This is a genomic window from Pseudomonas sp. REST10 (genome assembly GCF_029542605.1).
Taxonomy (GTDB): Bacteria; Pseudomonadota; Gammaproteobacteria; order Pseudomonadales; family Pseudomonadaceae; genus Aquipseudomonas; species Aquipseudomonas khazarica.
In genome coordinates this window covers 4718153-4733037 of sequence record NZ_CP035677.1, presented here as the reverse complement: position 1 = coordinate 4733037, position 14885 = coordinate 4718153, and the positions used below count along the sequence as shown (strand labels likewise).

Here is a 14885-nt window from a genome sequence, read left to right as displayed (position 1 = left end):
CCGTTTGCGACAGAGGCATGTCGCAAACGAATGCTCTCGCGGCGTTGGCAGGCATTTGAGGGGGCAGGGCCGGCCCTACCATCGCTGCAAATGGGCCTGCCGGCCCCCCGACCAAGACCGCCGCCAGCAGGCGCGCAGGAGAATCGAGATGTTCAGCAAACAGGACCAGATCCAGGGTTACGACGACGCGTTGCTCGCCGCCATCAATCAGGAAGAGCGCCGTCAGGAAGAGCACATCGAGCTGATCGCCTCGGAGAACTACTGCAGCCAGCGTGTCATGGAGGCGCAGGGCAGCGGCCTGACCAACAAGTACGCCGAAGGCTATCCGGGCAAGCGCTACTACGGTGGCTGCGAGTACGTCGACAAGGTCGAGCAGCTCGCCATCGACCGTGCCAAGGAACTGTTCGGCGCCGATTACGCCAACGTCCAGCCGCACTCCGGTTCCTCGGCCAACAGCGCCGTCTATCTGGCGCTGCTGAATGCCGGTGACACCATCCTGGGCATGAGCCTGGCCCATGGCGGTCACCTGACCCACGGCGCCAAGGTGTCGTCCTCGGGCAAGCTGTACAACGCGGTGCAGTACGGCCTGAACCCGGCCACCGGCCTGATCGACTACGACGAGGTCGAGCGCCTGGCCGTGGAGCACAAGCCGAAGATCATCGTGGCCGGCTTCTCTGCCTACTCCAAGACCCTCGACTTCCCGCGCTTTCGCGCCATCGCCGACAAGGTGGGTGCCCTGCTGTTCGTCGACATGGCCCACGTCGCCGGCCTGGTGGCCGCCGGCCTGTACCCGAATCCGATTCCGTTCGCCGACGTGGTCACCACCACCACGCACAAGACCCTGCGCGGCCCGCGTGGCGGCCTGATCCTGGCCAAGGCCAACGAAGAGATCGAGAAGAAGCTCAACTCCGCCGTGTTCCCCGGTGCCCAGGGTGGCCCGCTGATGCACGTCATCGCGGCCAAGGCGGTGTGCTTCAAGGAAGCCATGGAGCCGAGCTTCAAGGCCTACCAGCAGCAGGTGATCGACAATGCCCAGGCCATGGCCGAAGTGTTCGTCGAGCGTGGCTACGAGGTGGTCTCCGGCGGTACCGACAACCACCTGTTCCTGCTCAGCCTGATCAAGCAGGGGCTGACCGGCAAGGAGGCCGATGCGGCCCTGGGTCGTGCCGGCATCACCGTGAACAAGAACGCCGTGCCGAACGACCCGCAGTCGCCGTTCGTCACTTCCGGCATCCGTATCGGCACGCCGGCGGTGACCACCCGTGGCTTCAAGGTCGCGCAGTGCCAGGCGCTGGCGGGCTGGATCTGCGACATCCTCGACCACCTCGGCGATGCCGACGTCGAGGCGCAGGTCGCCAAGCAGGTGGCCGCACTGTGCGCGGATTATCCGGTGTATCGGTAATTCGCAGGGTGGAAGGCGCTGTTTCCTTCCGCCCGCTATCGGTGGATCGATGAGGCGCGATCCACTTCAAGTGACCCTCTCCCCCGGCCCCTCTCCCGCAAGCGCGAGAGGGGAGTAAAAACTGGAGCATGCCCATGCAACGTTATTCCGGCTTCGGCCTGTTCAAGCACTCGTTCAGCCACCATGAGAACTGGCAGCGCATGTGGCGCAATCCGACGCCCAAGCCGGTGTACGACGTGGTCATCGTCGGCGGTGGCGGTCATGGCCTGGCCACCGCCTACTACCTGGCCAAGGAGTTTGGCGTGAAGAACGTCGCGGTGGTCGAGAAAGGCTGGCTCGGTGGCGGCAACACCGCGCGCAACACCACTATCGTGCGCTCCAACTACCTGTGGGACGAATCCGCGCATCTCTACGAGCATGCGATGAAACTGTGGGAAGGCCTGTCCCAGGACCTGAACTACAACGTCATGTTCTCCCAGCGCGGCGTCTACAACCTGTGCCATACCCTGCAGGACATGCGTGATGCCGAGCGTCGCGTCAGTGCCAACCGCCTCAACGGCGTGGACGGCGAGCTGCTCGACGCCAGGCAGGTCGAGGCGGAGATTCCCTACCTGGACTGCAGCAAGAACACCCGCTACCCGATCATGGGCTCCACCGTGCAGCGTCGCGGCGGCGTGGCCCGTCATGATGCCGTGGCCTGGGGCTATGCCCGTGCGGCCGATGCGGCCGGTGTCGACCTGATCCAGAACACCGAGGTGATCGGTTTCCGCAAGCAGAACGGCGCGGTGATCGGCGTGGAGACCAACAAGGGCTTCATCGGCGCCAAGCGCGTCGGCGTGGTCACTGCCGGTAACTCCGGGCACATGGCCGGGCTTGCCGGTTTCCGTCTGCCGCTGGAATCCCACCCGCTGCAGGCGCTGGTGTCCGAGCCGATCAAGCCGATCATCGACAGCGTGATCATGTCCAACGCCGTGCACGGCTACATCAGCCAGTCGGACAAGGGCGACCTGGTCATCGGTGCCGGTATCGACGGCTACAACGGCTATGGCCAGCGTGGCTCCTACCCGACCATCGAACACACCCTGCAGGCCATCGTCGAGATGTTCCCGGTGCTTTCGCGGGTACGCATGAACCGCCAGTGGGGCGGCATCGTGGACACCTGCCCGGACGCCTGCCCGATCATCTCCAAGACGCCGGTGGACAACCTGTTCTTCAACTGCGGCTGGGGTACCGGTGGCTTCAAGGCCACGCCGGGCTCGGGCCACGTGTTCGCCGCCAGCCTGGCCAAGGGGGAGATGCACCCGCTGGCCAAGCCGTTCTCCATCGATCGTTTCCACACCGGTGCACTGATCGACGAGCACGGCGCCGCTGCCGTGGCTCACTAAAACGCGCGTAGCGCAAAACCGATGACCCTCTCCCGCTTGCGGAAGAGGGTGGCCCGAAGGGCCGGGAGAGGGTGGCGCGGCCAACACCGCACGCCCTCTCCCCGACCCCTCGCCCACGGGTGGGCGAGGGGAGACCAGATAAACCCCGTTGGCATCTGCGAGCGGGGAGCGTTTCAGGAGGCCACCATGCTGCACATCTTCTGCCCCTACTGTGGCGAACAGCGCTCCGAAGAGGAGTTCCATGCCAAGGGCCAGGCGCATATCGCCCGCCCGCTCGACCCCGATGCCTGCAGCGATGCCGAGTGGGGCGAGTACATGTTCTTCCGCGACAACCCGCGCGGTATCCACCATGAGCTGTGGGTGCACGCGGCCGGTTGCCGCAAGTATTTCAACGTCACCCGCCACACCGTGACCTACGAGATCCTCGAGACCTACAAGGTCGGCGAGCAGCCCTCGGTCACCGCAGCCGGCGCCTCCGAGAAGAAAGCCGTGGCAGAAGGAGTAACGGCATGAGCCAGGTCAATCGTCTTGCCAAGGGTGGTCGTATCGACCGCAGCCAGCCGCTGAGCTTCAGCTTCAACGGCCAGAACTATCAGGGCTACGCGGGCGACAGCCTGGCGGCCGCACTGCTGGCCAACGGTGTCGACATCGTCGGTCGCAGCTTCAAGTATTCGCGTCCGCGGGGCATCGTCGCGGCCGGCAGCGAAGAGCCCAATGCCGTGCTGCAGATCGGTTCCCGCGAAGCCACGCAGATCCCCAACGTGCGCGCCACCCAGCAGGCCCTGTACGGCGGTCTGGTGGCCAGCAGCACCAACGGTTGGCCGAGCGTCAACACCGACCTGATGGGCATTCTCGGCAAGGTCGGCGGGGGCATGATGCCGCCCGGCTTCTACTACAAGACCTTCATGTACCCGCAGAACCTGTGGCTGACCTACGAGAAGTACATCCGCAAGGCGGCGGGCCTGGGTCGTTCGCCGACCGAGGTCGACCCGGACATCTACGACCAGCTGAACCAGCACTGCGACGTGCTGATCGTCGGCGCGGGCCCGGCCGGCCTGGCTGCCGCGCTGGCCGCGGGTCGCAGTGGTGCCCGTGTGATCCTCGCCGATGAGCAGGAAGAGTTCGGCGGCAGCCTGCTCGACACCCGGCAGACCCTCGATGGCAAACCGGCCAGCGACTGGGTGGCCAAGGTGGTCGCCGAGCTGGAGAGCCTGCCGGAAGTGACCCTGCTGCCGCGTGCCACGGTCAACGGTTATCACGACCACAACTTCCTGACCATTCATCAGCGCCTCACCGATCACCTCGGCGAAGTCGCGCCCATGGGCCAGGCGCGCCAGCGCATGCACCGCGTGCGCGCCAAGCGCGTGGTCCTGGCCAGTGGTGCGCACGAGCGGCCGCTGGTGTACGCCAACAACGACGCGCCGGGCAACATGCTCGCCGGCGCCGTGTCGACCTACGTGCGCCGCTACGGCGTGGCGCCGGGCAAGGCCCTGGTGCTGTCGACCAACAACGATTACGCCTACCGCGTGGTGCTCGACTGGCTCGACGCCGGTCGCCAGGTGGTGGCCGTGGCCGACGCGCGCAGCAATCCGCGTGGTACCTGGGTCGAAGAGGCGCGCTCGCGTGGCGTGCGCATCCTGACCGGCAGTGCGGTGATCGAGGCGCGCGGCAGCAAGCGTGTCACCGGCGCCCGTATCTGTGCCATCGACGTCAAGAGCCACAAGATCACCAGCCCCGGCGAAGTCGTGGACTGCGACCTGATCGTCAGCTCCGGCGGCTACAGCCCGGTGGTGCACCTGGCTTCCCACCTGGGCGGTCGTCCCGAGTGGCGCGAGGACATCCTCGGCTTCGTCCCCGGTGCGGGCAATGGCATCCAGCAGCGCATCGATGCCGGTGCGGTGAACGGTGTGTTCGGTCTCGGCGACGTGCTGGCCAACGGCTTCGAGGCCGGTGCCAAGGCCGCCGCGGATACCGGTTACAAGGCCGTCAGCGACAGCCTGCCGAAGGCCAGCATCCTCAACGAAGACCCGATGCTGGCGCTGTTCCAGGTCCCGCACGAGAAGAACACCGCGCGTGCGCCGAAGCAGTTCGTCGACCTGCAGAACGACGTCACCGCCGCGGGCATCGAGCTGGCTACCCGTGAAGGCTTCGAGTCGGTCGAGCACGTCAAGCGCTACACCGCGCTGGGCTTCGGTACCGACCAGGGCAAGCTGGGCAACATCAACGGTCTGGCCATCGCGGCCCGTTCCATGGGCATCAGCATCCCGCAGATGGGCACTACCATGTTCCGCCCGAACTACACCCCGGTGACCTTCGGCGCCGTGGCCGGTCGTCACTGTGGTGCGCTGTTCGATGCCAAGCGCTACACCGCGATGCAGGCCTGGCATGTCAGCAACGGCGCCGAGTTCGAGGACGTCGGCCAGTGGAAGCGTCCCTGGTACTTCCCGAAGAACGGTGAGGACCTGCACGCCGCCGTGGCCCGCGAGTGCCTGGCGGTGCGCAACAGCGTGGGCATTCTCGATGCCTCCACCCTGGGCAAGATCGACATCCAGGGCCCGGATGCGCGCGAGTTCCTCAACCGCGTCTACACCAATGCCTGGACCAAGCTGGACGTGGGCAAGGCCCGCTACGGCCTGATGTGCAAGGAAGACGGCATGGTCTTCGACGACGGCGTGACCGCCTGTCTGGCCGACAACCATTTCGTCATGACCACCACCACCGGCGGCGCGGCGCGCGTGCTCGAGTGGCTGGAGATCTACCACCAGACCGAGTGGCCGGAACTGAAGGTGTTCTTCACCTCGGTCACCGACCACTGGGCCACCATGACCCTGTCCGGCCCGAACAGCCGCAAGCTGCTGGCCCAGGTCACCGACATCGACCTGGACAAGGACGCCTTCCCGTTCATGAGCTGGAAGGAAGGCCTGGTCGGCGGCGTGCCGGCGCGGGTGTTCCGCATCTCCTTCACCGGCGAGCTGAGCTACGAGGTGAACGTGCAGGCCGACTACGCCCTGGGCGTGTGGGAGCAGATCATCGAGGCGGGCAAGGAATTCGACCTGACCCCCTACGGCACCGAGACCATGCACGTGCTGCGTGCCGAGAAGGGTTTCATCATCGTTGGCCAGGATACCGACGCCTCGGTGACGCCGGACGACCTCAACATGGGCTGGTGCGTCGGCCGCACCAAGCCGTTCTCCTGGATCGGCAAGCGTGGCATGAACCGCGACGACTGCCTGCGTGAAGACCGCAAGCAGCTGGTCGGGCTGAAGCCGGTCGACCCGAACAAGGTGCTGCCGGAAGGTGCGCAACTGGTGTTCGACCCGAAACAGTCCATCCCGATGCAGATGGTCGGCCACGTCACCTCCAGCTACATGAGCGCGGCCATGGGTCACAGCTTCGCCATGGCCGTCGTCAAGGGCGGGCTCAAGCGCATGGGTGAGCGGGTGTTCGCCCCGCTGGTCGATGGCAGCGTGATCGAAGCCGAAATCTGCAGCTCCGTGTTCTATGACCCGAAAGGGGATCGCCAGAATGTCTAACGTCAACCTGTTCCAACAACGTCCCGCCGACATCGCCGGGCAATCCCCGCTGCATCACGCCGGCCTGCACGAGCTGGCCGGCAAGGGCAGCAAGAGCGCCGGCGTGACCCTGCGCGAGAAGAAGCTGCGCGGTCATCTGGTGATCCGTGGCGACGCCAGGGATGCGGCGTTCTCCGGTGGCATCCACAAGGCCGTCGGCCTGGAACTGCCGGTGGCGCTGACCCTGGTGGCTGATGGCGACACCTCGCTGCAGTGGCTCGGCCCTGACGAATGGTTGCTGATCGTGCCCGGCGGCACCGAGTTCGACGTCGAGCGCAAGCTGCGCGAGGCGCTGGACGGCCAGCTGTTCTCGGTGGTCAACGTCAGCGGCGGGCAGACCCTGCTGCAGCTCTCCGGGCCCAAGGTGCGCGAGATGCTGATGAAGTCCACGTCCTACGACGTGCACCCGAGCAACTTCCCGGTCGGCAAGGCGGTGGGCACCGTGTTCGCCAAGTCGCAGCTGGTGATTCGCCATGTCGGCGAGGACACCTGGGAGCTGGTGATCCGGCGCAGCTTCGCCGACTACTTCTGGCTGTGGCTGCAGGATGCCTGCGCCGAGTACGGGTTGGCGGTCGAGGCTTGATATCCAACGGCTCCCTCTGGGGAGGCGGGAAGGGCAGACCGCGTTGACTCGGATAGCCCTCTCCCCGACCCCTCTCTCATGAATGGGAGAGGGGTGAACAGCAACGGAGTTTGTCTCGGAGATTGTTATGGGCCGCACCCCCGATACCTGGATTCTCACCGCTCACTGCCCGAGCGTGCTCGGCACCGTGGACGCGGTGACGCGCTTTCTCTTCGAGCAGCACTGCTACGTCACCGAGCACCACAGCTTCGATGATCGGCTGTCGTCGCGCTTCTTCATCCGCGTGGAGTTTCGTCAGCCGGACGGCTTCGACGAGCAGGCCTTCCGCGACGGCCTGGCCGAGCGCCTGGCGCCGTTCCAGATGCAGGTCGAGCTGACCCCGCCGGGCTACCGCGCCAAGGTCGTGCTGATGGTCTCCAAGGCCGATCACTGCCTCAATGACCTGCTCTATCGCCAGCGCATCGGCCAACTGGCCATGGATGTGGTGGCGGTGGTCTCCAACCACCCGGACCTCGAGCCGCTGGCGCGCTGGCATGGCATTCCCTATCACCATTTCCCGCTCGACCCGGCCGACAAGCCGGCGCAGGAGCGCAAGGTGCTCAAGGTGATCGAGGATACCGGCGCCGAACTGGTGGTGCTCGCCCGCTACATGCAGGTGTTGTCGCCCGAGCTGTGCAAGAAGCTCGATGGCTGGGCGATCAATATCCATCACTCGCTGCTGCCCGGCTTCAAGGGCGCCAAGCCCTATCACCAGGCCTACCAGAAGGGGGTCAAGCTGGTCGGTGCCACGGCGCACTACATCAACAACGACCTCGATGAGGGGCCGATCATCGCCCAGGGCGTGGAGGCGGTGGATCACGCCCATTACCCCGAGGACCTGATCGCCAAGGGGCGTGACATCGAGTGCCTGACCCTGGCGCGTGCGGTCGGTCATCACATCGATCGCCGCGTGTTCCTCAACGCCAACCGCACGGTGGTGCTCAACGCCTGAGGGCGGATCACCGGTAACCCGGACGCAAACCGGGGAAATTCTCGCTCACCGCCCTGCCAGGCTTTACCGGCGGTGACCGGCAACAGACGAAAGAAGCTCCAGTGCAAGGCCGCGTGGCCCTTCGGTCGCGCCTTGTATCCACAAAAAGAAAGGAGAGTTACGCATGTCTGGTAATCGTGGTGTGGTTTATCTCGGTGCGGGCAAGGTCGAAGTGCAGAAGATCGACTACCCGAAGATGCAGGACCCGCGCGGCAAGAAGATCGAGCACGGCGTCATCCTGAAAGTCGTTTCCACCAACATCTGCGGCTCCGACCAGCACATGGTGCGCGGCCGTACCACCGCTCAGGTCGGCCTGGTGCTGGGCCACGAGATCACCGGCGAGGTGATCGAGAAGGGCCGCGACGTCGAGCGCCTGCAGATCGGTGATCTGGTTTCCGTTCCGTTCAACGTCGCCTGCGGCCGTTGCCGCTCCTGCAAGGAGCAGCACACCGGCGTCTGCCTGACCGTCAACCCGGCGCGTGCCGGTGGCGCCTACGGTTACGTCGACATGGGCGACTGGACCGGTGGCCAGGCCGAATACGTGCTGGTGCCCTACGCCGACTTCAACCTGCTCAAGCTGCCGGACCGCGACAAGGCCATGGAGAAGATCCGCGACCTGACCTGCCTGTCCGACATCCTGCCGACCGGCTACCACGGTGCCGTGACCGCCGGTGTCGGTCCGGGCAGCACCGTCTACGTCGCTGGCGCCGGCCCCGTCGGCCTGGCTGCCGCCGCCTCGGCGCGCCTGCTGGGTGCCGCCGTGGTCATCGTCGGCGACCTCAATCCGGCGCGTCTGGCGCATGCCAAGGCCCAGGGCTTCGAGATCGCCGACCTGTCCAAGGACACCCCGCTGCACGAGCAGATCGCCGACCTGCTGGGCGAGCCGGAAGTCGATTGCGCCATCGATTGCGTGGGCTTCGAGGCCCGTGGTCATGGCCACGAGGGGGCCAAGCACGAGGCACCGGCCACCGTGCTCAACTCGTTGATGCAGGTGACCCGCGTCGCCGGCAAGATCGGCATCCCCGGCCTGTACGTGACCGAAGATCCGGGCGCGGTCGATGCCGCCGCCAAGATCGGCAGCCTGAGCATTCGCTTCGGCCTCGGCTGGGCCAAGTCGCACAGCTTCCACACCGGCCAGACCCCGGTGATGAAATACAACCGTGCGCTGATGCAGGCCATCATGTGGGACCGCATCAACATCGCCGAAGTGGTGGGCGTGCAGGTGATCAACCTGGACGACGCGCCGCGCGGCTATGGCGAGTTCGATGCCGGGGTGCCGAAGAAATTCGTCATCGACCCGCACAAGACCTTCAGCGCAGCCTGAGTTTCACGGCCCTGGGCGCATTGGTCCGCGCCTTTTTCGGGAGCCTGCGGGCTCCCTTTTTTCCTTTGCAAGGTTGATGAGGCGTTGCGCGGCTGAAGTTGCACCTACAGGCCGTACTTCTTCACCTTGTCGAACAGCGTGGTCTTGGCCATGCCCAGCGTCTGCGCGGCCTGGCTGAGGTTGCCGGCGTGGCGTTCCAGTGCAGCGCTGAGCAGGCTGCGCTCGAAGGCTTCCACGGCCTCGTTGAAGCCCAGCGTGTTGTTGTCGGCCTGGCCGCTTTTCTTGAACACCGGCAGGCCGAGGGCAAAGCGCTCGGCGACGTTGCGCAGTTCGCGCACGTTGCCTGGCCAGTCGTGGGCGCTGAGCGCGGCCAGGGTCTGGCGGTCCAGCTCGGGCACGGCGCGGTCGAAACGCAGCGCCGCCAACTGCAGGAAGTGCTCGAACAGCAGGGCGATGTCCTCGCGGCGCTCGCGCAGCGGCGGCAGTTCCAGGGTCACCACGTTCAGCCGGTAGTACAGGTCGCTGCGGAACTCGCCACGTTTGCCCAGTTCATCGAGGTCGGACTTGGTCGCGGCGATCACCCGGCAGTCGACGGCGACCGACTGGTTCGAGCCGAGGCGCTCCAGGCTGTGCTCCTGCAGCACGCGCAGCAGCTTGATCTGCAGGTTGAGCGGCATGCTCTCGATTTCGTCGAGGAACAGGCTGCCGCCGTCGGCGTGCTCGATCTTGCCGATGCGGCGCTTGCCGGCGCCGGTGAAGGCATGCGCCTCGTGGCCGAATATCTCGCTCTCGAACAGGCTTTCCGGCAGGCCGCCGCAATTGAGCGCGACGAACTGCTTGCTCTGCCGCCGGCTGAAGTCGTGCAGGCAGCGAGCGACCAGTTCCTTGCCGGTGCCGGTTTCGCCCTCGATCAGCACGTTGGCGTTGGTGTCGGCGACGTTGGCGATCAGCTCGCGCAACTGCTGCATGGCCGGCGAGCGGCCGATGATGCGCTGCTCCAGTGCCTGGCGCCCGGCCAGCTGGCGGCGCAGGGCGCTGACCTCGCGGGCCAGGGCGCGCTGCTCCAGGGCGCGGCGGGCGACGTCGACCAGGCGTTCCGGCGAGAACGGCTTCTCCATGAAGTCATAGGCGCCGTCGCGCATCGCCCCCACGGCCATGCCGATGTCGCCATGGCCGGTGATCAGTACCACCGGCAGGCTGGCGTCGCGTTGCTTGAGGCGCGTCAGCAGCTCCAGGCCATCGATGCCGGGCAGGCGGATATCGCTGACGACGATGCCGGCGAAGTCGCTGTCGACCTGGGCCAGGGCTTCCTCGGCGCTGCTCACGCCGATGCTGGGAATGTCTTCCAGGGCCAGGGCCTGCTGGCAGCCGAGCAGCACATGGGGGTCGTCTTCGACGATCAGGACGGTGAGGCGGTCGCTCATGCTTGTGGCTCTCGCGGATAGGGCAGGCTGAGGACGAAGGCGGTACCGCCTTCTTCCGGGTGGCGCACGGTGAGGCTGCCACCGGCGGCGGCGGCGAGGCTGGCCGAGAGAGTCAGGCCGAGCCCCAGGCCCTGTTCGCCCGGCTTGGTGGTGAAGAAGGGTTCGAACAGATGGGCGCGGGTTTCCGGCGCGATGCCGGGACCGTTGTCGCGGATTTCCAGCAGGTAGTGCTCGGCTTCGGCGTTGCCGCTCAGCCAGATATGCCGGTCGCCTTGCGCTTGCAGCGCGTCGACGGCGTTGCTGATCAGGTTGACCAGGATCTGTTCCAGGCGAATCTGCTCGATGGCCAGGCGCGCCTCGGCGAACTCCTGGTGAATCTTCACCCGGGTGCGCTGCAGGCGCGGATGCAGCAGCAACAGCGCGGCGTCCACCGCCTGCTGCAGCGAGGCTTCGCCCTGGTCGCCGGCACGGCGGGCGAAGGCGCGCAGGCTGGCGGTGATCTTGCCCATGCGGTCGACCAGCTCGGCGATGTTCTGCAGGTTGCTGCTGGCGACATCCAGCGCGCCGCGCTGGAGAAAGCGCACGGTGTTGGCCGACAGCGTGCGCAGGGCCGCCAGTGGCTGGTTGAGCTCATGGGCGATGCTGGTGGACATCTGCCCGATCACGGCCAACTTGCCGGCCTGGACCAGCTCGTCCTGGGCCTGGCGCAGGGTGGTTTCGGCCTGCTCGCGCTCGCTCACTTCCGCCAGCAGGCGTGCGTTGCTGGCCTGCAGGTCGGCGGTGCGCTCGGTGATCTTGCGTTCCAGTTCGTCGTTGGCCGCCTGCAGCGCTTCGCGTGCGGCCAGGCGGGTGGCGATGACCTTGCGCCGTTCGTTCCAGGCGATCAGCAGGAAGGCCAGCAGCGCGCAGGCCACCGCCGCCAGCAGGGCATTGAGCAGGGCGGCGCTGCGCTGCTCCTGCAGCGGGCTGAGCAGCGTCAGGTGCCAGGGCGTGTCGACCAGCGGGCGAGTCTGCAGCAGGTAGCGGGTGATGCTGCCGTCGTGGTCGAGGCTGATCTGTTCCAGGTCGTCGCCGAGCGCTTCACGCCCGGCGAACTGCAGCTCCTCCAGCGCCGCCCAGTGATACTGCAGGCTGCGCGCCAGGCGTTCGCGGCTGGCGTCGTCCAGCGCCTGCACGGCCTTGAGCCGGCGCTCCGGCTTGCTGGAGAGGATGATGATGCCGTTCTCGTCGCTGACGTAGGCTTCCAGGTGGGCGCGCTGCCAGCGCTCTTCGAGGGTGTCCAGGCGCACCTTGACCACCGCCACGCCGATCACCTTGCCGTCTTCGCGCAACCCGTGAGACAGGTAGTAGCCCGCCTCGCCGGTGGTGCTGCCGATGCCGTAGAAGCGGCCGGCCTTGCCCTGTACGGCATCCTGGTAGTAGGCACGGAACGACAGGTCCTCGCCGAGGTAGCTGTCGGCGCGGTCCCAGTTGCTGGTGGCGATGACCCGCCCGTCCAGGTCGAGCACGTAGATGGCCAGGCTGCCGCTGCGCTGGTTCAGCCCGGCCAGGTACTGGTTGACGTGATGCCTGCGGTACGCCGTGGGGAACTGCAGCAGGCGCGAGACGTTGCCTTCCAGCTCCAGCAGGCTGGGCAGGTAGGTGTACTTGGTGATCTCGCTTTCCACCGCGCGGGCATTCAGTTCGAGCTGGCGCTCGCCGCTTTCGGCCAGCGTCTGGATACCGCTGCGGTCACTCAGCAGATAGGCCGCATAGCCACTGCCAAGCACCAGCAGGAGGAGCAGGCAGGCCAGCGAGAGATGGCGAAGCAGGCGCGTTTTCACGATCAGGTCGGCGTGAGTACTGGCGGGCAGGCATTGCATCACAGTCATCCCTGTCTGGCCAGATGAGCGCCGCGCCGGGTGCGGCGTGCGCACCCGGCGGCGTCCGTGGGCGCTCAGTGCTGGAGAATCTTCGCCAGGAACTGCTGCGCGCGTTCGGAGCGGGCATTGATGTCGCCGAAGAACTCTTCCTTGGCGCAGTCCTCGACGATCTGCCCGCGGTCCATGAAGATCACCCGGTCGGCGACCTTGCGTGCGAAGCCCATCTCGTGGGTCACGCACATCATGGTCATGCCTTCCTGGGCCAGCTGCACCATCACATCGAGCACCTCGTTGACCATCTCCGGGTCGAGCGCCGAGGTGGGTTCGTCGAACAGCATCACCACCGGGTCCATGGCCAGCGCACGGGCGATCGCCACGCGCTGCTGCTGGCCGCCGGAGAGCTGGCCCGGGTGCTTGTGCGCGTGGGCGGCGAGGCCGACACGGTCGAGCAGGGCCAGGCCCTTCTCGGTGGCCTCGTCCTTGCTGCGGCCGAGCACCTTGACCTGGGCGATGGTGAGGTTCTCGGTGATCGACAGGTGCGGGAACAGCTCGAAGTGCTGGAACACCATGCCGACGCGCGAGCGCAGCCTGGGCAGGTTGGTCTTCTTGTCGGCGATGGAGGTGCCGTCGACCACGATGTCACCCTGCTGGAAGGGCTCCAGCGCGTTGACGCACTTGATCAGGGTCGACTTGCCCGAACCCGACGGGCCGCAGACCACGACCACTTCGCCCTTCTTCACTTCTGTGCTGCACTCGGTCAGCACCTGGAAGTCCCCGTACCACTTGTTGACGTTCTTGATGGCAATCATACGGCTAACCTTTTCTGCAGAAGCTTGACCAGTTGCGAGGCGGCGAAGCTGACGGTGAAGTAGACCAGGCCGGCGAAAATCAGAAACTCGTGGGGCTGGCCGATGATGTCGCCACGCGAGCGGGCGGCGTTGAGGAAGTCCATCAGACCCACGGTGTACACCAGCGAGGTGTCCTGGAAGAGGATGATGCTCTGCTGCAGCAGCAGCGGGGTCATCTTGCGGAAGGCCTGCGGCAGGATGATCAGGCGCATGCTCTGCGCGTAGCTCATGCCCAGCGCCGAGGCGGCGCCCATCTGGCCCTTGGGGATGGCCTGGATGCCGGCGCGGACGATCTCGCAGAAGTAGGCAGCCTCGAACATCACGAAGGCCACCAGGCAGGAGCTGAACGCCCCGACCGGCGTGTCCTCGCCGGTGATCCAGCGCAGGATGAAGGGCACCGCGAAGTAGAACCAGGTGACCACCAGCAGCAGCGGGATCGAGCGGAAGTAGTTGACGTAGGTGGCGGCGATGTTCGCCAGCAGCCGGCTGTGCGACAGGCGCATCAGGGCCAGCAGGGTGCCCAGCACCACGCCGCCGAGCACGCCGAGGACCATCAGCTGCAGGGTGATCAGCATGCCGTCCCACAGCCCCGGCAGCGCCGGAACGATTTGGCTGAAGTCCATCACTTGCCTCCTACGGAAATCAGGCCCGGCACCGCGACCTTCTTCTCGATCAGGCGCATCAGCAGCATCAGGCTCATGTTCAGGGTGAAGTAGATCAGCGTGGCCAGGGTGAAGGCCTCGAACAGGTTGGCGCTGAACTCGGCGGTCTGCTTGGTCTGCGCCAGCAGCTCCATCAGGCCGATCAGCGAGGCCACTGAGGAGTTCTTGAAGATGTTGAGGAATTCACTGGTCAGCGGCGGGATGATGATGCGAAACGCCTGTGGCAGCAGCACGTCCCGGTAGATCTGCGGCAGGCGGAAACCCAGCGCGTAGCCGGCGGCCAGCTGGCCCCTGGGCAATGCCTGGATACCGGTGCGCACCTGTTCGCAGACCCGCGCCGCGGTGAACAGGCCGAGGCACACGACGACCGAGAGATAGGCCGAGGTGGCCGGGTTGAGGTCCTGCTTGAACCACAGCTCCAGGGGTTCCGGCAGCAGGTCCGGCACCAGGAAGTACCAGAGGAACAGCTGCACCAGCAGCGGCACGTTGCGGAAGATTTCCACGTAGGCGGTGGCCAGGCCGGACAGCCAGCGGTTCGGCAGGGTACGCATGACGCCGAGCAGCGCGCCGAGCGCCAGGGCGATCAGCCAGCCTGCCAGGGCGATGGCGATGGTCCAGCCCAGGCCGGTGACGAACCAGTCCAGGTAGGTCTCGCTGCCGATGCCGGTGGACTTGAAGTAGATGCCCCAGTCCCAGTTGTAATTCATTGCAACTTTCCCCTCTGCTGAGGAAACGATCTGCTGCGCGTCGGCTCTGCTGTGTCGAAGGCAGATGCTCGCTGGCGAGATCGTGA

12 protein-coding genes are annotated in these 14885 nt (G+C 66.1%); 7 read left to right on the top strand and 5 right to left on the bottom strand.

Features of this window, described 5'->3' with window-relative positions; all coding sequences use genetic code 11:
• Positions 1-148 precede the first annotated feature (148 nt).
• The 7 genes from glyA (at position 149) to fdhA (ending at position 9296) form a co-directional block, all read left to right on the top strand.
• Positions 149-1402, top strand: a complete 1254-nt coding sequence (glyA, locus tag EWH21_RS22350; protein ID WP_134676433.1) for a serine hydroxymethyltransferase — start codon at positions 149-151, stop codon at positions 1400-1402.
• 134 nt (positions 1403-1536) lie between these two features.
• Positions 1537-2787, top strand: coding sequence for a sarcosine oxidase subunit beta family protein (locus EWH21_RS22345; protein WP_037056274.1), 1251 nt, complete (start codon positions 1537-1539; stop codon positions 2785-2787).
• A 186-nt stretch (positions 2788-2973) separates the two neighbouring features.
• On the top strand, positions 2974-3300 hold the full coding sequence (locus EWH21_RS22340) for a sarcosine oxidase subunit delta (RefSeq protein ID WP_037056275.1): 327 nt from the start codon (positions 2974-2976) through the stop codon (positions 3298-3300).
• Positions 3297-6320, top strand: a complete 3024-nt coding sequence (locus EWH21_RS22335) for a sarcosine oxidase subunit alpha (protein WP_277699361.1) — start codon at positions 3297-3299, stop codon at positions 6318-6320. Before EWH21_RS22340 ends, EWH21_RS22335 begins: the two co-directional genes overlap by 4 nt.
• Positions 6313-6942 (top strand): sarcosine oxidase subunit gamma family protein, encoded by a 630-nt coding sequence (gene soxG, locus EWH21_RS22330; RefSeq protein WP_037056277.1) that lies wholly within the window; start codon positions 6313-6315, stop codon positions 6940-6942. Before EWH21_RS22335 ends, soxG begins: the two co-directional genes overlap by 8 nt.
• 127 nt (positions 6943-7069) lie before the next feature.
• Positions 7070-7933, top strand: coding sequence for a formyltetrahydrofolate deformylase (gene purU, locus EWH21_RS22325; protein ID WP_047592001.1), 864 nt, complete (start codon positions 7070-7072; stop codon positions 7931-7933).
• A 163-nt stretch (positions 7934-8096) separates the two neighbouring features.
• Positions 8097-9296 (top strand): formaldehyde dehydrogenase, glutathione-independent, encoded by a 1200-nt coding sequence (fdhA, locus tag EWH21_RS22320; protein ID WP_037056281.1) that lies wholly within the window; start codon positions 8097-8099, stop codon positions 9294-9296.
• A 104-nt stretch (positions 9297-9400) separates the two neighbouring features.
• Here fdhA and EWH21_RS22315 read toward each other — a convergent pair whose 3' ends face one another.
• The 5 genes from EWH21_RS22315 to EWH21_RS22295 form a co-directional block, all read right to left on the bottom strand.
• Complete coding sequence (locus EWH21_RS22315) at positions 9401-10720, bottom strand: sigma-54 dependent transcriptional regulator (RefSeq protein ID WP_037056283.1); 1320 nt, start codon at positions 10718-10720, stop codon at positions 9401-9403.
• Positions 10717-12582 (bottom strand): ATP-binding protein, encoded by a 1866-nt coding sequence (locus EWH21_RS22310; protein ID WP_277699360.1) that lies wholly within the window; start codon positions 12580-12582, stop codon positions 10717-10719. The genes EWH21_RS22315 and EWH21_RS22310 overlap by 4 nt, the downstream gene beginning before the upstream one ends.
• A 74-nt stretch (positions 12583-12656) precedes the next feature.
• Positions 12657-13391, bottom strand: a complete 735-nt coding sequence (locus EWH21_RS22305) for an amino acid ABC transporter ATP-binding protein (protein WP_037056288.1) — start codon at positions 13389-13391, stop codon at positions 12657-12659.
• Complete coding sequence (locus EWH21_RS22300) at positions 13388-14056, bottom strand: ABC transporter permease subunit (RefSeq protein WP_172979188.1); 669 nt, start codon at positions 14054-14056, stop codon at positions 13388-13390. Before EWH21_RS22300 ends, EWH21_RS22305 begins: the two co-directional genes overlap by 4 nt.
• The gene (locus EWH21_RS22295) at positions 14053-14799 is read right to left on the bottom strand and encodes an amino acid ABC transporter permease (RefSeq protein WP_037056294.1); all 747 of its coding nucleotides are present in this window, start codon (positions 14797-14799) and stop codon (positions 14053-14055) included. The genes EWH21_RS22300 and EWH21_RS22295 overlap by 4 nt, the downstream gene beginning before the upstream one ends.
• Positions 14800-14885 lie beyond the last annotated feature (86 nt).